Source organism: Streptomyces sp. NBC_00986 (assembly GCF_045162565.1).
Taxonomy (GTDB): domain Bacteria; phylum Actinomycetota; class Actinomycetes; order Streptomycetales; family Streptomycetaceae; genus Streptomyces.
Genome location: NZ_CP108733.1, coordinates 11,466,071 through 11,485,437, shown reverse-complemented (window position 1 = coordinate 11,485,437; position 19,367 = coordinate 11,466,071). Strand labels below are relative to the sequence as shown.

Here is a 19,367-nt window from a genome sequence, read left to right as displayed (position 1 = left end):
GCCTGCGCGGTCTACGTGGTGACGGACAACAAAGCAGAGGGAACCATGCGAAAGATTCTGATCGTCGGCGGCGGCTACGCGGGCTTCTACACCGCATGGGGCCTGCAGAGGAAGCTGCGTCCGGGCGAGGCGCAGGTCACGGTCGTCGACCCGCGCCCGTACATGACCTATCAGCCCTTCCTGCCGGAGGTGGCCGCCGGTTCGGTGGAGGCACGGCACGCCGTCGTCTCGCTGCGGCGGCACCTGAGCCGTACCCGGGTGATCGCGGGGACCGTGACCGAGATCCGTGCGGCGGACCGTTCGGTGACCGTCCGCCCCGTGCGCGGAGACGCCTACGAGCTGCACTACGACGTCCTCGTGGTCACCGCCGGCGCCGTGACCCGTACCTTTCCCATACCCGGACTCGCGCAGCAGGCCATCGGCCTCAAGCACGTCGAGGAGGCCGTGGCGATCCGGGACCGGCTGATGACCGCGTTCGACCAGGCCGCGTCGCTGCCCCCCGGCCCCGAGCGGCGAAAGCTGCTCACCGTCACGTTCGTGGGAGGCGGGTTCTCCGGCGTCGAGGGTTTCGGTGAACTCCTCTCGCTGGCGACCTCGATGCTCAAGTCCTATCCGGAACTGACCATCGACGACCTGTCCTTCCACCTGGTCGAGGCCCGGGGCCGCATCCTGCCCGAGGTGAGCGACAACCCCGGTGCCTGGGTGGTGCGCCACCTGGAAGGCCGTGGCGCCCACGTCCACCTGAACACACAGCTGCTGTCCGCCGAGGACGGCCACGTCGTCCTCTCCGACGGCCAGGAGTACGACTCCACACTGATCGTCTGGGCCGCCGGCAACGCCTCGAACCCGGTCGTGCACAACCACACGGACCTCCCGCTCGACGAGCGTGGCCTGCTGCTCGTCCGCGCCGATCTGCGCGTGGGCACGGAAAACGAACCGGTGCCGGACGTGTGGGCGGCCGGCGACGACGCGTCCATCCCCGACCTGGCCTCGCCGGTGCCGGGAGCGCGCACGGTGCCGAACGCCCAGCACGCCGTGCGACAGGGCAGGCGCCTCGCCAAGAACCTCGTGGCCGACCTGCGCGGAAAGCGAGTCCGGAACTACCGCCACAGCAGCCTGGGCGTGGTGGCGACGCTGGGGCTGGGGCGGGGCATCTTCCAGTACAAGGGCGTCGTCATCAAGGGATTCCCGGCCTGGCTGATGCACCGGGGCTATCACGTGCTGGCGGTGCCCAGCTGGGAGCGGAAGATCCGCGTTCTGGCGGTCTGGCTCACCGCGGCCCTGACGGGCCGGGACCTCGTGTCCCTCGCCTCTGTGCAGCGCCCCCGGGACGCCTTCGTCACGGGCGGGCGGACACAGGACCCGGGTGCCGACCGTACGAAGGAAGGAAGTACGGCATGACCATGTGGGGTTCTCGTTTCCACCGGGGGTACGCCATGGCCGCACGCGAGGAGGCCGCTCGCGGCCTGCCCGACATCGAGGGCTACCTGTACCAGGAGGCTCACATGGGAGCGACGCACCGCCGCGTGGCGGCCCTCACCGCGCGCGTGGAGGGGCTCACCCCCGAGCAGAAGCGGGACATCGGAAGGTGGTACGTCGATGAGCAGAGACACGTCGCCCGCATGGTGACCGACCACATCGCCGAGCGCGTCGACGCGATGGAGGCGCAGCACCAGGTCCGGATCCGACAATGGCTGCGGGGAACACTCACCGCCATGGTCCTGATCACCCTCGCGATGACCGCCTGCGTCGTGGTGATCCTGGGATCGTCGCGCTGACCGCCGCGCCGCCTAGGAACGCCCGGCGCGATACAGGCCCCTGCCGGCGCGCTGGACACGGGAGGAGGCGACGAGCCGGTCGAGCGTGCTGCGGACCGCGTTGATGCTTGCGCTGTCGGTGTCACGGTCGAGCGCCGCCGCCACATCACGGGCCCGCACGTCGACGTCGCCGACCTCGGTGAAGTACTTCATGATCTGCTCGGTGAGCCTGCCGTACTGCTTGTGCGCGTCCTCGTCGTGGTCCGGCCGGGAGGTGGCGGGCGCGATGTCCTCATCCTCCGGCGCCTCGTCGGCCGGGGCGCCGATCACGCTGGCCAGGGCCCCGAGAGCACGCTGAACCGACCCGAGATGTGCCACGACGGCGGCCAGCTCCCTTTCCAGCGCCTGCTTCTGGATCTGCAGCCGGGCCAGTTCCTCCTGAAGGCCCTCGGCGGTGACCTCGATGCTGTGTGCCGTTCGGCTCGTAGAGACCATGTTTTCTCCCCTCCTCAACCCTTGTCGACATCATATGCAGTGCTTCGGGTGCCAGACAGAACATCTCAGTGTGCCGAACAGTGGGATTTCGGCGACTGGTGAAAAACATTGTCCGCTTCTGTCACAGGCAACGGTCGGCCGCGGTCTATGCAGCGGATGAAACGGAGCAACGGAGGCCAATGGATCATGTACGTCGAACCGTCCCCCACCCCAGCCGACGACCTCGACGGGGCCGTCGCCGTCTTCGTACTCCATCGCAAACGGCTCTTCGGGATCGCCTACCGCGTACTCGGCAGCGCGGTCGAGGCCGAGGACGTGGTCCAGGAGGTGTGGCTGCGCTGGCAGAAGACCGACCGCTCGGTGGTGGCCAATGCCGCGGGCTTCCTTTCGAGCGCGACGACTCGTCTGGCCATCAACGTCGCGCAGTCGGCGCGCGTGCGCAGGGAGACGTACATCGGACCGTGGCTGCCGGAGCCCGTCGACACGAGCGCGGACCCGGAGGTCGGCGCTCAGCGCGCTGAGGCGGTGGAGCTGGCCCTGCTGCTGGTGCTGGAGAAGCTGACTCCCGTCGAGCGTGCCGTCTATGTACTGCGTGAGGCGTTCGACTACGCCTACGCCGAGATCGCGGACATGCTCGAACTCAGCGTCGTCAATGTGCGGAAGATCGTGAGCCGTGCTCGTCGTCACCTGCTGGACGAGCGACGGGAGAGCGTGGACGCGGCCCAGCACCGACGTCTTCTGACCGCCTTCGTCTCAGCGGCCCGGACGGGAGACGTGGCGTCACTGGAGGCCCTGCTCGCACCCGATGTCGTCAGCCTCTCCGACGGCAACGGAATGCGGGGCTGTGCCCGGGTGCCTGTGCTGGGCCGCGCCCGGGTGGCCAGACTCTCGGCCTATCGGCACCTCTGGCGGGAGGCGGAGCTCGAGCTGGTCGATGCCAACGGTGCTACGGGCGTGGTGGTCCGCCGGGACGGGCGGACCCTCACCTTCATGACCGCCGCCGCGTCGAAGTACGGCATTCACCAGGTGCTGTGGGTGTTCACTCCGAGCAAGATCGCCGCCTTCCTCGATTCGCGTTCCCGTCTCGCGAGGTCCCTCGAGGCCGTGCCGGACGGTGTGTGACGGTGGCGTGAGGCCCTCCTCGCTGTCACGGGCTCGCGACCGAGCCTGCGCCACCGTCGGTGTGGGGCTGGTTCCAGGACCGCAGTTTGTCGGGATTGAGCATGACCCAGAGCTGGGCGACACGGTCGTTCGCGACGTCGAGGCTGATGACGGCGGCGACCTGGCGGCCGTAGCGGGCGACGAGGCCGGTCCGGCCGTTGACGGAATGGGTCGTCAAAGTGGTGCGTGGGCGGCGGGCCAGGAGGGTCAGCAGACTGTCGGTGACCGGCTGACTGCCGTGGACCGGTCCGGTCAGTGCCCGTACCTTGCCGCCTCCGTCGAAGAACGCCGTGACGTCCGGGCACAGCAACGACGTGAGCAGTTCGCCGTCTTCCTTGACGCACGCCCGGCGCACGGCTCGGACGGCGGCGTCATGCTGTTGTGGCGTCGTGGAGCGGGTGCGCTGTGACTGCAGCCACTGCCTGGCCCGTTCGGCGAGCTCGGCGAGCTCGGGTTCAGTGCGGCCCACGATGTCGGCGACCGCGCCCGGCGCCAAACCGAAAGCGCGGAGCACGAACGCCGCGCGCTCGGCCGTCGACAACGACTCCAGCGCGTTCAGTACGACCCGGCCGGCCTCCTCCTCCACCTCGGACGGCCGTCCGTCCTCCGCCTCCGGGCCGGCCGAGCCCCGGCTGGGCAGTGCGAGCAGGCCCAGGCAGATTCCACCCACGGTCTTCGCCAGCCAGGACCGGGGGACGGTGATCTGTCGGCGCGCCGCGTCGGACAGCCTGTACCACCGCTGATACGCCTCGTCGACGACGCTCTCCGCCGTACCCGGGTCACCGAGCATCCAGTGGGCGACATCGAGCAGGAACCGCCGCTCCTCCCACAACTCGGCGATCGGTACCGCATCGCCCTGGTCCATACGGCATCCTCCCTCTCGCTCGCACGGCCCCACACATGGCGGGGCGTCGGCTTACCCCCTAAGACCGGGACTCCCCGGATCTTGTGACACGGGCTCGCCGCGACCGTGTGTCACACATACGGCGGCTGCCCGGTCTTACAGGAGAGCACCGTACTTTTTCCTTGACTGCCGAACGAGGTGACCATGCCATGCAATGGCGTGAACGGGCAGCTTGCCTGCACGTAGATCCCGAGCTTTTCTTCCCCATATCGAACAGCGGTCCCCTACTTCGGCAGATCGACGAGGCGAAGGCCGTGTGCGGCCGTTGTCCCGTCGCGGAGCAGTGTCTCGAATGGGCCGTGCGAGTGGGGCAGGCGGACGGTATCTGGGGAGGAACGACGGAATGGGAACGCCGTGCGATGCGCGGACTCGATACTCAGCGGGCGCAACCCTGCCCGAGCGATCTGTGACGGGCGGCAGCGACATGGGCACGGGTGAAAAGGTGGCCGATTGGGCAAACGGACGACTGGGCGTCCCCCGCCTCGTCAGAGAAAAGGCCCGACGGGCTTTTCCGGACCACTGGTCGTTCCTGCTCGGGGAGATCTGTCTCTACAGCTTCGTGATTCTCATGGTCACGGGTGTGTATCTCACCTTCTACTTCCATCCGTCGATGAACGAGGTGCGGTACAACGGCAGTTACGCACCACTGCGCGGCCAGATGATGTCGGAGGCGTTCGCTTCGACCCTGCACATATCCTTCGACGTCCGCGGCGGTCTGCTGATCCGGCAGGCCCACCACTGGGCGGCCCTGATCTTCGTCGCCTCCATACTCGCCCACATGATGCGGGTGTTCTTCACAGGCGCCTTCCGCAAGCCGCGCGAAGTCAACTGGCTTTTCGGATTCCTGCTGTTGGTCCTCGCCATGTTCGCGGGACTGACGGGATACGACCTCCCGGACGACCTGCTGTCCGGGACCGGCCTCGCCGTCGTGAACGGAACGATCCTGTCCGTTCCGATCGTCGGAACGTACCTGTCGATGTTCCTCTTCGGGGGTGAGTTCCCCGGGCACGATCTGGTGGCGCGCTTCAACACGATCCACGTTCTGCTCATCCCCGCCCTCATGGTGGGGCTGCTGACCGCACATCTGGCCCTGATGCTCTATCACGGGCACACCCAGTACCCGGGCCGTGGACGCACCAACAGCAATGTCGTTGGCGTGCCGGCCAAGGTACGTGCCGTCAAGTCCGCCGGGTATTTCCTGCTGGTGACCGGTGCGGTCTTCGTCATCGCCGCGGTCGCGCAGATCAACCCCGTCTGGCAGTACGGTCCTTACCGTGCCGACCAGGTTTCGGCCGGGTCGCAGCCCGACTGGTACATGGGCGTGGCAGACGGACTGCTGCGGGTGATGCCGGGCTGGGAAATCAACTTCTGGGGACATACCCTGGCGCTCGACAACCTGATTCCGCTGACCACGGGGGTCGGTTTCTTCCTCGCCCTGGGCGTGTATCCGTTCATCGAGTCCTGGGTGACCCGTGAAACGCGCGAGCAGAATCTTCTGGACCGACCACGTAACCGGCCTGTGCGAACAGCACTTGGCGTCGCATGGATCAGTTTCTATGCGGTGGCCCTGATCGGCGCCGGGAACGACATCATCGCCGTCCGTCTCCATGTCGCGGTCGAGTCGGTGACGTGGGCTGTCCGCATCGGCCTCTTCGCCGTGCCGGTCGTGGCTTATTCGGTGACAAAACGCTGGGCGCTCGGACTTCAGCGCGGCGACCGCGACAAAGTACTGCACGGACGCGAGACCGGCATCATCAAACGCATGCCCGACGGCGAATTCGTCGAGGTGCACCAGCCGCTCAGCCAGGAGCAACTCCACCTTCTCACCCAGCATGAGCAGTACCGGCCGATCGACCCTGGCACAGCGAACGGAGCGGCGAATCCGAACACCGTGTTCCGCCTCGCCCGGCAACTGCGTGCCCGGCTCAGCAAAAGCCTGTACGGCGAGGGGGCGCAGATCACCAAACCGACGGTGCAGGAATACAAGGACAAGAAAACTCCGGTCAAAGGAATTCACCGGTGACCAGACCCGTTCTCGAGCCTGTGGCACACCGGAACCGGAGCCGACGCGTTGACCAGATGGGGAGGTGGGCGATCTTGGACGTCTACGAGGCGGTCACGAGCCGCCGGGCGGTGCGCGGATTCACCGACCGGCGTGTCTCGAGGGAGGTGCTGGAGCGCGTGTTGTCCGCTGCGGCTTGGACGCCGTCCGGATCGAACATCCAGCCGTGGCGCGCCTACGTGGTGATCGGCAGGCCGCTGGCGAGGATCAAGAAAAGCACCAGCGAGCGATTAGCCGCGGGCGACGCCTGGGACGAGCCGGAGTACGAGCAGTACCCGACCGCGCTGAAATCCCCGTACCACGAACGTCGATCCGCCTTCGGTGAGCAGCGCTACGGCGCACTCGGCATTCCGCGCGAGGACGTGGAGGCGCGCCAGAGGGCCGCTTCCGCGAACTGGGACTGTTTCGGTGCGCCCGCCGCCCTGTTCTGCTACATCGACCGCGATCTGGGCCCGGCCCAGTGGTCCGACGCCGGCATGTATCTGCAGACCGTCATGCTGCTGCTCCGCGCCGAAGGACTGCACAGTTGTCCGCAGATGGCATGGGCGAAGTTCCGCAGGAGCGTCGCGGAGGTCCTGGCACCGCCGGACGAGCTCATGCTCTTCTGCGGCATGTCGATCGGATACGAGGACGTCTCGATCGACCACGCCCGTACGGGCAGGGCGCCGCTCGATGAGACAGTCACGTTCGTTGAACATTAGTACCGCCGTCGGCCGGTTCACGGCGCCTCACGGCCTAGGCCGACGTCGCCTCGCCCTCGAGCCGCATGGTGCGGATCTCCTTGCGAGAGGAAATGCCGAGCTTCGAGAACACCTTGCGGAGGTGCCATTCGACCGTGTGGGGACTGATGAACAACTGGGCGCCGATCTCGGGGTTCGTGAGCCCGTCGGCGGCGCGACGGGCGATCTGCGCCTCCTGCGGAGTGAGGGCTTCGTGCGTCGCGGCGCTGCGTTTACGAACCTTCGCTCCCGTGGCCTGCAGCTCGCGTCGCGCACGTTCCGCGAAAGCCTCGGCCCCGATCTGTCTGAGCATTTCGTGGGCGGCGGCCAGGTGAGCACGGGCGTCCGCGCCGCGGTTCTCGCGGCGAAGCCACTCGCCGTAGAGAAGTTGGGCACGTGCCAGCTCCGTCTTGACCTCGGTGTTGCCGAGTCGCTCGATCGCCTCACGGTACAAAGCGTCGGCGGCCTGGCCGTCGCTCACCAGCGCACGGGCCCTGGCCGAGGTGCCAAGAGCCCAGTCGGTGCCACTGGCCTGCGCCATGTCGTAGATCGTCCGGACTGTCTCCGCTGCGTCTTCCGGTCTTCCGAGTCGTGCTGCTGCCTCGATGAGTTCAACCATCGACTGCAGGTACAGGCCGAGTTCCTGTGGGTTCTCGCAACCGCGTTTGGCGGCCGCATAGGCCTCCTCGTATCGGCCGAGGCCGTTGTAGAGCACCGCCGCCGCCCATTGCGTGGCGGTTGTCACCTTGCCCTCGCCTCGCAGAAGGAAGTCCTGGGTGATTGCCTCGATCGCCTGCCGGGTCTCGGACTCCCGGCCCCTCCACGGCTCGACGACGAGCGCCCCGTAGTGCGCGAAGAACCTGCTGCCGGTCGCCTCGCCGATCGCGGTCGCCTCCACGACGAGGGAGTCGGCTCCGGCGAGGTTGCCCGCGAAGACCCGATTCGACAGACGCAGCAGCAGAGCCGACGGCAGCACGGACAGAGCTCCGGTCTCGCGTGCCAGGTCGACCAACCGCGCCGAGAGCACGGACCAGCTCTCGAAGTCCCAGGTGCTGTGCGCCAAACGGCAGGCGAGCGGGAGCCAGCCGAGCCCCTCCGCCCCCGAGACCTCGTCGGTGCGAAATGCGGCCAGCGCCTTGAGCAGCATCGGCGTGCCCGCGGCGTAGCCCTCCGTGGCCACCCGTGCAAGACCCGTCAGAAGGAGGTCGTCGCGTGTCGGCTCAGCGGGCCTCGGTGCGCTCAGTACGGCCTTCGCCACTTCGCGGACGCCGCCCTTCGGGAGCCGGCCTGCGGTGAGAGCCGCGTAGATCGCGTCGCGGTAGGTCTCACGGGCGCGCCTGGGATCAAGCGGCTCGAACCGCTTGGCCGCCTCCAGCAGCAGTGGCAGACCTGCGCTGGCACTCTTCGACGCGGACATGATCTGGCCGCGCAGCAATGTCGACTGCGCAGCGCCGAGATCGTCGAGTGGGCCCAGCCCCGCCGCGTCCGCCAGCTCTCGCGCGGCGTCGAACGCGCCGGCCTGGTATTTGGCCTGCGCCGCTGCCAACGCCCTGGCTCCGCGGCGTGCGGGATCCGGGGTCAGCTCGGCAGCCCGATCGAGAAAGGCCGCTGCTGCGGCGATCCCGCCACGCGCCTGCGCCCGGTCCGCCGAGCGCTCCAACTCGGCGGCCACTGTCTCGTCCGGTCCGGCCGTCGCACAGGCCAGATGCCACGCCCGACGATCGGGATCGAGTTGGGTGTCGGTCGAGTCTGCCAACGCCTTGTGCGCCTCGCGACGGCCGTCCGGGCCCGCCGCGCGATACGCCGCCGAGCGCACCAGCGGGTGCCGGAAGCGCACCCACGTGCCGAAAGTGATCAATCCCGACGTCTCTGCGTGCTCCACAGCGGCGTCCACGGCGAGCCCGAGCCGCCCGGCCGCACGTCTCAACAGCGTCACGTCGCCGACCGGCTCGGCGGCGGCGGTGACCAGCAGCCGCTGCGTCTCGGCCGGGAGTGACTGGACACGGCGAAGGAAACCCTGCTCGATGTGGCTCGACAACGGCCGCGCGTCGGGGCGCACGAAGGCGTCGGTCAGGTCCACCGGGGCCAACCCGCCGGGCAGTTCGAGCAGGGCCAGCGGATTGCCGCGCGTCTCGGCGACGATACGGCTGCGTACCCGGTCGTCGAGCGGACCGGTGACGACCGAGTCGAGGAGTTTCCGGGAGTCGCTCTCGGTCAGGCCCTTCACCGGCAGCTCGGGCAGGCCGGCAATCGACTTGCGGGCAGTGGGCTCGCGGACGGCGAAGACGAGCACGACCGACTCCGCGAACAGCCGACGGGCGACGAACTCCAAAGTCTGCGCCGACACCTCGTCCAGCCACTGCGCGTCGTCGACGAGGCACACCAGCGGCTGGTCCCCGCCGACGTCCGCAAGAAGGCTCAGCGTGGCCAGGCCCACGAGGAACCGGTCGGGTGTATCACCGCCACGCAGCCCGAACGCCGTGCAGAGGGCGTCGCGTTGAGGCTCGGGAAGATCGTCGATGCCGCCCAGCAGAGGGGCGCAGAGCTGATGCAGGCCGGCGTAGGACAGCTCCATCTCGGACTGGACGCCGGCAGCCCTGACAACGTGACATCCGGTGGCACGCTCGAAGACGTAGTTCAGCAGCTCGGTCTTCCCGATCCCTGCCTCACCGCGCAGGACCACGACCCCACTTCGCCCCGACCTGGCGCCTGCCAACAGGTCGTCGAGGACCCGGCACTCGTTTCGCCGCCCGAGGAGTCCGGCGAATGAACCGCGGCTCGTCATGGCAGCCTCCCTGATCATCAGAATAGACCAGCGTCCGTAGGCGCGGCTCCGGACCGCCGCGGCGGTGTTCGTCGGCCGACAGTTTCCTCGCCGCGGGTCCGTCGGCGGTTGCCGCCGGTGGCCGGCCGGGTTCGGCGTCGCCGTCGGCACCGGTGGCGGTACAGGCACAGAACGGCACCGTTCGGGCGTCGGCGAAACGGCTCCGACCTGCCTCTCAGCGCTGCCGGGCAGGCGACTTCGGGGCTCGGTCACGGACCTGCCACGGCACAACCACGGAGCCCCCTACGGCTTTCACAGGGGCGATCGGCTGCCCCTGGGCGCGATGTTGGTTTCGGCCGCCTTTCAAGCGACTGACCTACGGAGCAGAGGAGCCGGTCGTGGACACACAAACGGTCGCAGCCACGCGAGGTCGGGAGACGGCGGGCATGACGGCCACCCCGACGGTCATTGAACTGGACAGCGCGACGTCGGTGTTCGTCCGTGCCCGGCCAGGACTCCTCAGGATCGCCAACCGGATCGTCGGAGACGCCGGCGAGGCCGAAGACGTCATCCAAGAGGCATGGCTCCGGTGGCAGGGCACAGACCGTACGGTCGTCCTGAACCCGTCGGCACTGCTCAGGACCACCACCGTCCGGCTGGCCATCAACGTCGTCCAGTCCGCCTGGAGGCGTCGGGAGTCCTGCGCCAGCACCTGGCTTCCGGAACCGGCGGACATCGAGGCGAGCCCGGAAGCGGCGGCAGAGAGGCTGGAAGCCGTTGAACGGGCGGTTCTCCTGCTGATGGAGGCCCTGACGCCGAGGCAACGGGCCGCGTACGTCCTGCGGGAGGGTTTCGGCTACCCGTACACCCGGATCTCCGGGATCCTGCGCCTGAGCGTCGCGAACGCGAGGCAGCAGGTGTCACGCGCCCAGAACCGTCTCACCACGGACCGTCGCAGGCAGCCAGTGGACTCCGTCGCGTATCGGCGTCTCGTCCAGGCGTTCCTCGCAGCAGCCCAGTCCGGCGACCTTGCGCAATTGGAAAGGGTCCTTTCCTCGGACGCCGGCCACCGCCCAGCCACCGTCTTCGAGCCGATGACCCGCAGGGCGGGCGAGTAGTCGTCAGCGAGCGTCTTCAGCGCGTTCCCCGATCGGGGAACGCCGAGGGGACGCGCGACGCACTCGGCTCCAGCCCGGACACCGCCGCCGACTGTCAGCGGCCAATGCCCCGGCCTCCATGCGGGTCAGCGTGTCATGGGGGCCAGTCGTGCTCGGGCAGGGTGATGACGTGCAGAGCAGCGTCGGCGATGCCCTCGGGTGGCGGACCCTCCTGGACTCGGTGCCGAAGATGGTGGCCGCAGGGGACCGAGGGCCGTCGACCTGCGATCTGCCCGTCCGCTTCCCTACCGCCCTGCCCCGTCCGCTGTTGGTGCAAGAGTGCCGTGGTGCGCATCTCCTCACCCTCGGGACCGACGTCATGGGGACGAAAGCCTGCGCAGAGCCGTCGAGACGGCTGCCATGCAGTCGTCGACATCCACCAGCTCCTGCCGCAGTTCGGTGACACGGGACTGCAGTTCGGCGGCTTCGGCGGCCAGTGCCATGACGGTCGCCGCGATGTCGGTGCGTCGCTCATGGGTTTCGGTCATCGTGCTCCCCTTGCTGTCGTCGGCATTCTCGTGCGGCGGCCGACGACACATTCCGGTTGCCTTGCGAGGGAATCCGGCGAACTTTTCGTGAAAGATTCGGGTGGCCCTTTCCTCCGAAAAGGGCCACCCGAAACGATCTCTACTTCTCCTGCGCGAGCCAGTCGGCGAACTTCGTCCCGGCGATGTGTGCGCCCGGACCCGGCAGGAGTGTGTTCTCCTCCAATTCGGCGCCCCAGTACGTCGCCTTCGGGTCGGTGACGATCTTGCGGGGGTCGTTCTGGGCGCTGAGTCCCATGCGGATGAACTCCTCGAGCTGGAACGCCTCGGGACCGGCGACCTCCACCACGCCGCCCACCGGCTGCCCGACCGCGGTGCGGGCGACTGCCGCGGCCACGTCGTCGGAGACGATGGGCTGGATCCTGGCGTCGGGCAGGTGCACGGTGTCCCCCTCGGTGACCCCGTCGGCGAGTCCCTTGGCGAACTCGAAGAACTGGGTGGCGTGGACGATGGAATAGGGGTTGCCGGACGCCTTGATCAGGTCTTCCTGGGCCTGCTTGGCGCGGAAGTAGCCGCTCCCCTGAAGGCGTTCGGTACCGACCACGGACAGTGCGACGTGATGCGCCACGCCCGCCTCGGTCTCCGCCTCCAGCAGATTGGTCGTCGAGGTGTGGAAGAAGTCCATGACCGCCTGGTCCTCGAACGAGGGCGAGTTCGATACATCGACCACCACCGACGCACCCTGCAGGACCTGGGCCAGTCCCTCGCCCGTCAGCGTGTTGACGCCGGTGTTGGGCGCCGCCGCGACCGCCTCGTGCCCGTGCGCGCCGAGCCCGGCGACCACCTTCGAGCCGATGAGCCCGGTTCCACCGATCACTACGACCTTCATGACGGAATTCCTTTCGGGTTTTCCTGATGCCTGTACCAGTAGAGACCGGACACGGGCTCTGTTTGTGACAGCTCCTATTCGACGAGTTTCCCCGCGGTCGTGACTTCCTCCATGAGAGAGGCAATCTCGTCGGGGACGGCCGGAATGCCTTCGCGGGTGATGCCCGTCGTCGGGGACCACACGAGATTCACCTGCAGAGCGGGATCCAGGCCGGGGTAGTCGCTGCGGTTGTGGCAGCCACGCGTCTCGCGGCGCTCCAGCGCCGATTCGAGGGTGGCCCGGGCCGCGAGCGCCGCGGACTTCAGGTCGAAGGCGTGCGCGAGATCCTGATGGCCCGCGATGTCCGGGTGGATGCCGACGGCCTCCATGCGCTTCTCGATCACCGCGAGTTCCGCAAGGCCGGCACGCAGTCCGTCCTCGTCGCGGACGACGCCCGCGTGCTCGGTCATGGTGTTGCGGATCGCGCGTTGCAGGGCACGGACGTTCTCGGGCCCGTCGGCGGCGAGGAGTTCGTCGATCTCGGCGCGGGCCTCCGCGATGGCCGTCGCCGACCGGGGCTGTGCCGTCAGGGACTGTGTGTACGCGGCGGCGGCCTGGCCGGTGAGGCGGCCGAACACGAGCAGTTCGATGAGGCTGTTGCCGCCGAGGCGGTTGGCGCCGTGGAGTCCGCTCGACGCCTCGCCGATGGCGTACAGGCCGCGTACGTCGGTGCTGTGGTCCTCGGGGCGCACCCACACGCCACCCATCGAGTAGTGGGCGGTGGGGGCGATCTCGATCGGGTCCCGGGTGATGTCCAGCATCTGCAGGTCCAGCAGGGTCTGGTAGACACGGGGCAGGCGCGTCATGATCGTCTGCCGGGGCAGGTGCGAGACGTCGAGCCACACACCGCCGTTGGGCGTGCCGCGCCCTTCCTTGATCTCCGTGTACGCGGCCAGGGCCACGCGGTCGCGGGTGGACAGTTCCATGCGCTCGGGGTCGTAGCGGTTCATGAAGCGTTCCCCGAGCGCGTTGCGCAGGATGCCGCCCTCGCCGCGGGCGGCCTCGCTGACGAGGGTGCCTGCGGCGTTCTCCGGTTCGATGATGCCGGACGGGTGGAACTGCACCAGCTCGGCGTCGCGCAGCCTGGCCCCGGCCTCCACGGCCAGGCGGAAGGAGTCCCCGGTGTTCTCGTCGCGGCGCGAGGAGGTGCGCCGCCAGATGCGGGTGTGGCCGCCGGCGGCCAGGACGACCGCGTCGGCGTGGATCAGGTAGCGCCGTCCGCTGGTGAGGTCGAAGCCGTACGCGCCGAACACGGCGCCCTCGTGCACCAGCAACCGGGTGATGTACACCCCCTCCAGTACCGGGATGTCCAGCTGCTCCGCGCGCCGGATGAGGGTGCGCTGGATCTCCAGGCCTGTGTAGTCGCCGGCGAAGGCGGTCCTGCGGAACTTGTGCGCGCCGAAGAAGCGCTGCGAGATCCGGCCGTCCTCCTCCCGGGCGAAGTCCATGCCGTAGCGCTCCAGGTCCTCGATGCCCCGGGCGGCGCCCTGGGTGACGATCTCCACGGTCCGGGGGTCGGCGAGGAGGTAGCTCTCCTTGAGGGTGTCGGCGGCGTGCTGCTGCCAGCTGTCCTCGGGGTCCATGGTGGCCAGCGCCGCGTTGATGCCGCCGGCCGCGAGTGCCGTATGGGCGTCCTCCTTGGGGCGCTTGCCGACGGCGAGGACGTCGATGCCGGCCTCGGCCAGTTCGATCGCCGCTCGCAGGCCGGCACCTCCGGTGCCGATCACCAGCACCATGGTGGCAAGACGTTGTTCGGTGACAGCCACGGTCCACTCCGATCACTGGGGTCTTCATCCAGTACGACCGGGTAGTCCCGCGATCTGTGACGACTCGGGCGGCCCTGCGCTCAGGTGGCCAGCGTGATGGTGGTCGGCGTGCCGTGCCAGGCCATCCTCGCGTACGGGCACAGCACGTCGGCCCGCCGCAGGAGCTCGGTCGCGACGTCAGGGGCGACGCCCGGCCATCTGACAACCAGGTCGATGTGCAGGACGTAGCCGCCGTCCTGTGGATTGCGGCCGAACGCCACGGTCGCCTCGACGGATATCGCGGCGGGATCGAGCGCGGACTGTCGTGCGATGAGGCTCAACGCCCCGTGGAAGCAGGCCGCGAACCCGGCGGCGAACAGTTGCTCGGGGTTGGTTCCGCAGCCGTCTCCGCCCAGTTCGACGGGCAGGCGCAGGTCGAGGTCGAGGACTCCGTCGTCCGAGCGTGCCCTCCCCGAGGCTCTCCCGTGGGCCGCCGTCCCGCCGGTCACGGTCACCGTCGTGGTGTAGAGGGGAGCGAAGGCCGCTCCGTCGAAGTCCTGCTCGGTGGACAGGTCGGGCGGCTGGATCGGCTCGGTCACCGCGTGGCCCCCGTGGTGCTGCGACGTGCCGGACCAACTGTGCTGCATTCCATGGTGAGCGCACCTTTGCGTCGTGGCGTCCCGGATACCGGACGACTGGATGACCGACGAGCAGCCGCTCTTGTGACGCGCAGGGCGGCCTTCAGGAGGAGAACGTGGTGTCGCCGTCCAGAGAGGCCACATAAGGTGCCAGTTTCTCGGGATTCATGACCCACATGGCCCGCTCGATGCCACGTTCCGAGATGTCGAGGGTCAGCAGAACCACCGCCGTCCCATCGGCCGTGACAAGGGCGGCCGGCCCGCCGTTGGCCTCGACCCAGTGGATCTCCTTCTCCGGCCAGAAGCGCGGGGCGAAGGCGGCGAGGTACCTGGAGACGTGCACCAGGCCGACGACCGGGAACTTGGATGCCCCGCGCAGCCCGTTCCCGTCGGTGTAGCTGACCACGTCCTCGGCGAGGATGCCTTCGAGCACCGCCAGATCACCGGTCTGTGCCGCGGTGAGGAACACTTCCATCAGCCGTCGGTGCTCGGTGGCGTCGACGGGTTTGCGGCGCTCCGACGAAATGCGTTTGCGCGCGCGGCTCACCAGTTGGCGTGTGTTGGTCTCGCTGGTCTCCAGCATGTCCGCGATCTGCTGGTAGGGGTAGTCGAAGGCTTCCCGCAGCACGTAGGCGGCCCGTTCCACGGGGTTGAGCCGCTCCAGCAGGAAGAGGACCGCCGTGTCGAGCGCCTCGGCCCGCTCAGCGCCCAACTGCGGATCCGCACGCGTGTCGACCGGCTCCGGCAGCCAGGGACCGACGTACGACTCACGCCGCACCCGGGCGGACTGGGCCACGTTGAGCGCCAGACGGGCGGTGACGGTGGCGAGGAACGCCTTCGGCTCGCGGACGACGTCACGGTCGGTGTGCTGCCACCGCAGCCACGCCTCCTGGAGTACGTCCTCGGCCTCCGTGGTGCTGCCGAGCACACGGTAGGCGATGCCGAAGAGCTGGGGACGCGCCGCCATGAACACGTTCGTCGCCTCATCGAGCGAGTCCGTGTCGTCCCCGATACCCATGCGTGCCGCCTTCACTTCCGACCCCTTCGCGCAAGCGCTTGCCCATGTTACGGCGGGCGGGCGCACCACCTGGCGGAGGGCGTCATGGCCGTGCGCGTCATGCCTCTGCGCGTCATGGCCGTGCGCGTCGTACAGCCAGGACGGAAGGGTCCGGCCGTTCGGGCAGCGGGATGAAACCACCTCTCTCCAGTTCCGCGATCATCTCCGTACGGGTGGCCGGCCACATCCAGAACGTCTCCTCGTGCCGGCGCAGCACCCGCCCGTCGTCGTGCACCCAGTACTCGAACCGTGCCCGGATCCTGTCGACGTCGGCGGACGTCACCATGCGTCCCCCGTACTCGTGCCGGCCCACCGTCCGGGTCGGCAAAGCATGGATGGTCTCGTGATGTGGGAGGCGAGCCGGCGGGAGCTGGACGAGCAGCACCCCCGTGGGCACCAGCGCCTCGGCGACGGCGGGCCACAGCGCACGGCGCGCCGCCGGATGGAGACAGGCGACGGTGTTGTGGCACACCGCCACGTCCGCGACCCCGTGCAGCCCCGCCTCCTCGAGCGCGTACGGGTGCACGGTCACCCGCGTCGTCAACTCCGCGCTCAGGGACGCCAGTCGCGTCATCAGCGGGGTGCGCATGCACCGGGCGGGCTCCACCGCGTGCACGGGAACGCGTGACTCCAGGAGACTCATCAGGGTGACACACCCGGTGCCCGCCCCGACGTCGACCACACCGACCCGGGCCCTGCCGACGTCGTCGCGGTAGAGCGAGCGCACCCGGGCCTCGTCCCGCTCCGCCTGCAGCAGGTCGTAGAACTCCGCACTGACCGCATAGGTGTCCTGGTGATCCCGTCCGGGAGAGTCGACCGGCGGCGAGGTCACGACGGTCACCCGCGCCATCCATACCGGTCGCGCGCCCGCACGACCGTCTCCGGACCGATCGCGCCGGCACGCGCCAACCCGTCCAGGGCGGCGACGACGATCGACTCCGCGTCCACGCGGAAGTAGCGCCGTACGGCGTCCCGGGTGTCCGACAGCCCGAAGCCGTCCGTGCCCAGCGACGAGTAGTCGTGGCCGACCCACTGGCTGATCTGGTCGGGCACCTGCCGCATCCAGTCGCTGACCGCCAGCACCGGCCCGGGCGCGTCCGCCAGTGCCGCCGTCACAAAGGGAACGCGTTCCTCACCCCGCAGCCGTGCCCGGTCGGCGTCCAACGCATCGCGGCGCAGCTCCGTCCAGGACGTCACCGACCAGACGTCGGCGTGGACGCCCCACTGGGACAGCAGCAACTCCTGGGCGCTGAGGGCCCAGTGGATGGCCGTTCCGGAGGCCAGTAGCTGGATTCGTCGTCCTGTTACGGCGGGCTCGGCCTGTCGGAACAGGTAGATGCCCCGCACGATGCCTTCCTCGACGCCCGGTCCGGCGGGCATCGCCGGCTGCTCCTTGGGTTCGTTGTAGACCGTCAGGTAGTAGAAGACGTCCTCGGGCCGGTCACCGTACATACGGCGCAGCCCCTCCCGCACGATCACCGCGATCTCGTACGCGAAGGCCGGGTCGTAGGACACGGCGGCCGGATTCGTGGACGCCAGCAGCTGGGAGTGGCCGTCGGCGTGCTGAAGTCCCTCGCCCGTCATCGTGGTGCGGCCCGCCGTCGCCCCGATGACGAACCCGCGCCCCATCTGGTCGGCGAGCGCCCAGAACTGGTCGCCGGTGCGCTGGAAACCGAACATGGCGTAGAAGATGTAGAACGGGATCATGGGTTCGCCGTGGGTGGCGTACGAGGTCGCCGCAGCGGTGAACTCGGCCATCGAACCGGCTTCGGTGATGCCTTCGTCGATCAGCTGGCCGTTCTTGGCTTCCCGGTAGTACAGCAACTGGTCCGCGTCGACCGGTTCGTAGGTCTGGCCGTCCGGCGAGTAGATCCCGGCCGTCGGGAACAGGGACTCCATGCCGAACGTGCGGGCCTCGTCCGGGATGATCGGCACCCAGCGCCTTCCCGTCTCCTCTTCGCGCATCAGGTCCTTGACCAGGCGGACCAGAGCCATGGTGGTGGCCACCTCCTGGTGGCCGAAGCCCTTCTCCAGGGTTTCGAACGCGCGGGCCGGCGGCTGCCTCAGCGGTTTCGGGACCACCCTGCGCACCGGGGCGGGGCCGCCCAGCGCCGCCCGTCGCTCGCGCAGGTACCGCACCTCCTCCGAGTTTTCGCCCGGGTGCCAGTACGGCACCAGGTCGCCGCTCAACGCGCTGTCGGGGATGGGGAGTTCGAGCAGGTCACGCATCTCGCGGAACTGCCCCATGGTCAGCTTCTTCATCTGGTGGTTGGCGTTGCGCGACTCGAAAGCCGAGCCGAGCGTGTGCCCCTTCACCGTCTGGGCGAGGACGACCGTCGGCGCGCCCCGGTGCTCGACGGCTGCCCGGTAGGCGGCGTAGACCTTGAGCGGTTCGTGCCCGCCCCGGGAGCTGCCGAACAGGTCGGTCAGCCGGCTGTCGCTCAGCCCGGCGGCGAGAGCGGAGAGCGCGTCGCCCGTGAAGAAGTGATCGCGGATGTACGTGGCGTCCCGGGCGGCGTACGTCTGCAACTGGGCGTCGGGCACCTCGCCGAGACGGTGGACCAGGGCGCCCGTGGTGTCCTGTCCCAGGACGGGGTCCCAGGCATCGCCCCAGAGAGACTTGACCACGTTCCAGCCCGCTCCGCGGAACCTGCTCTCCAACTCCTGCACGATCTTGGAGTTCGGCCGCACCGGCCCGTCCAGGCGCTGGAGGTTGCAGTTGACGACGAAGGTCAGGTTGTCCAGCTGTTCCCGGGCGGCGAGCGCCAGCGCGGCCGTCGATTCCGGCTCGTCCGTCTCGCCGTCCCCGAGGAAGGCCCACACGCGCGATGCGGAGGTGTCCTTGATGCCCCGGGCGTGCAGATACCGGTTGAACCGGGCCTGGTGGATGGCGGCCAGCGGGCCGAGGCCCATGGAGACGGTCGGGAACTCCCACAGCCACGGCAGACGTCGGGGGTGCGGGTAGGACGGGAGTCCATGGCCGTCGGCCTCCCGACGGAAACCGTCCAACTGTGCCTCGCTCAGGCGCCCTTCGAGAAAAACGCGGGCGTAGATGCCGGGTGAGGCATGCCCCTGGAAGTAGAGCTGGTCGCCCGAGCCGCCCCCGCCGTCCTTGCCCTGGAAGAAGTGGTGGAACCCGATCTCGTACAACCAGGCCGCCGAGGCGTAGGTCGATATGTGGCCGCCGAGGCCGAAGCAGGCGCCGCGGGTCACCATCGCCGCCGCGTTCCACCGGTTCAGGGCGGTGATCCTGGACTCCATGGCCACGTCACCGGGAAAGGCGGGCTGCGCCGACGCCGGAATCGTGTTGATGTAGTCGGAGGTCAGGAGCCCGGGCAGGGACACGCCGGACCGGGCCGCGAACTCGTGCACGCGTCGCAGCAGGTACACGGCCCGGTCCGGCACCGCGTTCCGCACGACGGCGTCGAGCGACGCCTGCCATTCGGCGGTCTCCTCGGCGTCCTGGTCGGGTAGTTGGTCAAGCTCACTCATGAC

Annotated in this window: 17 protein-coding genes; 7 read left to right on the top strand and 10 right to left on the bottom strand. The window is 68.8% G+C overall.

The window, feature by feature from the left end:
• Nucleotides 1–45 precede the first annotated feature (45 nt).
• Nucleotides 46–1,401, top strand: coding sequence for an NAD(P)/FAD-dependent oxidoreductase (locus OG504_RS51835; RefSeq protein ID WP_405996147.1), 1,356 nt, complete (start codon nt 46–48; stop codon nt 1,399–1,401).
• Nucleotides 1,398–1,778, top strand: coding sequence for a hypothetical protein (locus tag OG504_RS51830; protein WP_405996146.1), 381 nt, complete (start codon nt 1,398–1,400; stop codon nt 1,776–1,778). Before OG504_RS51835 ends, OG504_RS51830 begins: the two co-directional genes overlap by 4 nt.
• A gap of 12 nt (nt 1,779–1,790) precedes the next feature.
• Here the strand turns inward: OG504_RS51830 and OG504_RS51825 are convergent, their stop codons facing one another.
• Entirely contained in the window at nt 1,791–2,252 is a 462-nt protein-coding gene (locus OG504_RS51825; protein WP_405996145.1) for a hypothetical protein, read from the bottom strand.
• A gap of 186 nt (nt 2,253–2,438) precedes the next feature.
• Between OG504_RS51825 and OG504_RS51820 the strand changes: the two genes are divergently transcribed.
• Nucleotides 2,439–3,374, top strand: a complete 936-nt coding sequence (locus tag OG504_RS51820; protein WP_405996144.1) for a sigma-70 family RNA polymerase sigma factor — start codon at nt 2,439–2,441, stop codon at nt 3,372–3,374.
• Between the two features lie 25 nt (nt 3,375–3,399).
• Here OG504_RS51820 and OG504_RS51815 read toward each other — a convergent pair whose 3' ends face one another.
• A complete protein-coding gene (locus OG504_RS51815; protein WP_405996143.1) occupies nt 3,400–4,278 on the bottom strand; it encodes an RNA polymerase subunit sigma in 879 nt (292 codons plus the stop codon).
• 188 nt (nt 4,279–4,466) lie between these two features.
• Between OG504_RS51815 and OG504_RS51810 the strand changes: the two genes are divergently transcribed.
• From OG504_RS51810 to OG504_RS51800, 3 genes are all read left to right on the top strand, one after another.
• Entirely contained in the window at nt 4,467–4,727 is a 261-nt protein-coding gene (locus tag OG504_RS51810) for a WhiB family transcriptional regulator (RefSeq protein ID WP_329264342.1), read from the top strand.
• A gap of 14 nt (nt 4,728–4,741) precedes the next feature.
• Complete coding sequence (locus OG504_RS51805) at nt 4,742–6,340, top strand: cytochrome bc complex cytochrome b subunit (protein WP_405996633.1); 1,599 nt, start codon at nt 4,742–4,744, stop codon at nt 6,338–6,340.
• A 74-nt stretch (nt 6,341–6,414) separates the two neighbouring features.
• The gene (locus tag OG504_RS51800; protein ID WP_405996142.1) at nt 6,415–7,080 is read left to right on the top strand and encodes a nitroreductase; all 666 of its coding nucleotides are present in this window, start codon (nt 6,415–6,417) and stop codon (nt 7,078–7,080) included.
• Between the two features lie 34 nt (nt 7,081–7,114).
• Here the strand turns inward: OG504_RS51800 and OG504_RS51795 are convergent, their stop codons facing one another.
• Nucleotides 7,115–9,883, bottom strand: a complete 2,769-nt coding sequence (locus tag OG504_RS51795; RefSeq protein ID WP_405996141.1) for an ATP-binding protein — start codon at nt 9,881–9,883, stop codon at nt 7,115–7,117.
• A 377-nt stretch (nt 9,884–10,260) separates the two neighbouring features.
• Between OG504_RS51795 and OG504_RS51790 the strand changes: the two genes are divergently transcribed.
• Nucleotides 10,261–10,980, top strand: a complete 720-nt coding sequence (locus OG504_RS51790; RefSeq protein ID WP_405996140.1) for a sigma-70 family RNA polymerase sigma factor — start codon at nt 10,261–10,263, stop codon at nt 10,978–10,980.
• A gap of 356 nt (nt 10,981–11,336) precedes the next feature.
• On the opposite strand, the gene OG504_RS51785 is transcribed toward OG504_RS51790, so the two are convergent.
• From OG504_RS51785 to aceE, 7 genes are all read right to left on the bottom strand, one after another.
• Nucleotides 11,337–11,507 carry a hypothetical protein gene (locus OG504_RS51785; RefSeq protein WP_405996139.1) on the bottom strand — a complete coding sequence of 57 codons (171 nt, stop codon included), beginning with the start codon at nt 11,505–11,507 and terminating at the stop codon, nt 11,337–11,339.
• A gap of 139 nt (nt 11,508–11,646) precedes the next feature.
• The gene (locus OG504_RS51780; protein WP_405996138.1) at nt 11,647–12,393 is read right to left on the bottom strand and encodes an SDR family oxidoreductase; all 747 of its coding nucleotides are present in this window, start codon (nt 12,391–12,393) and stop codon (nt 11,647–11,649) included.
• A gap of 74 nt (nt 12,394–12,467) precedes the next feature.
• On the bottom strand, nt 12,468–14,168 hold the full coding sequence (locus OG504_RS51775) for an L-aspartate oxidase (RefSeq protein ID WP_405996632.1): 1,701 nt from the start codon (nt 14,166–14,168) through the stop codon (nt 12,468–12,470).
• Nucleotides 14,169–14,278: 110 nt separating this feature from the next.
• The gene (locus OG504_RS51770) at nt 14,279–14,824 is read right to left on the bottom strand and encodes an Ohr family peroxiredoxin (RefSeq protein WP_405996137.1); all 546 of its coding nucleotides are present in this window, start codon (nt 14,822–14,824) and stop codon (nt 14,279–14,281) included.
• A 94-nt stretch (nt 14,825–14,918) separates the two neighbouring features.
• Entirely contained in the window at nt 14,919–15,833 is a 915-nt protein-coding gene (locus tag OG504_RS51765; protein WP_405996136.1) for an RNA polymerase sigma-70 factor, read from the bottom strand.
• A gap of 112 nt (nt 15,834–15,945) precedes the next feature.
• On the bottom strand, nt 15,946–16,713 hold the full coding sequence (locus tag OG504_RS51760; protein ID WP_405996135.1) for a class I SAM-dependent methyltransferase: 768 nt from the start codon (nt 16,711–16,713) through the stop codon (nt 15,946–15,948).
• Entirely contained in the window at nt 16,710–19,364 is a 2,655-nt protein-coding gene (aceE, locus tag OG504_RS51755; protein WP_405996134.1) for a pyruvate dehydrogenase (acetyl-transferring), homodimeric type, read from the bottom strand. Before aceE ends, OG504_RS51760 begins: the two co-directional genes overlap by 4 nt.
• Nucleotides 19,365–19,367 lie beyond the last annotated feature (3 nt).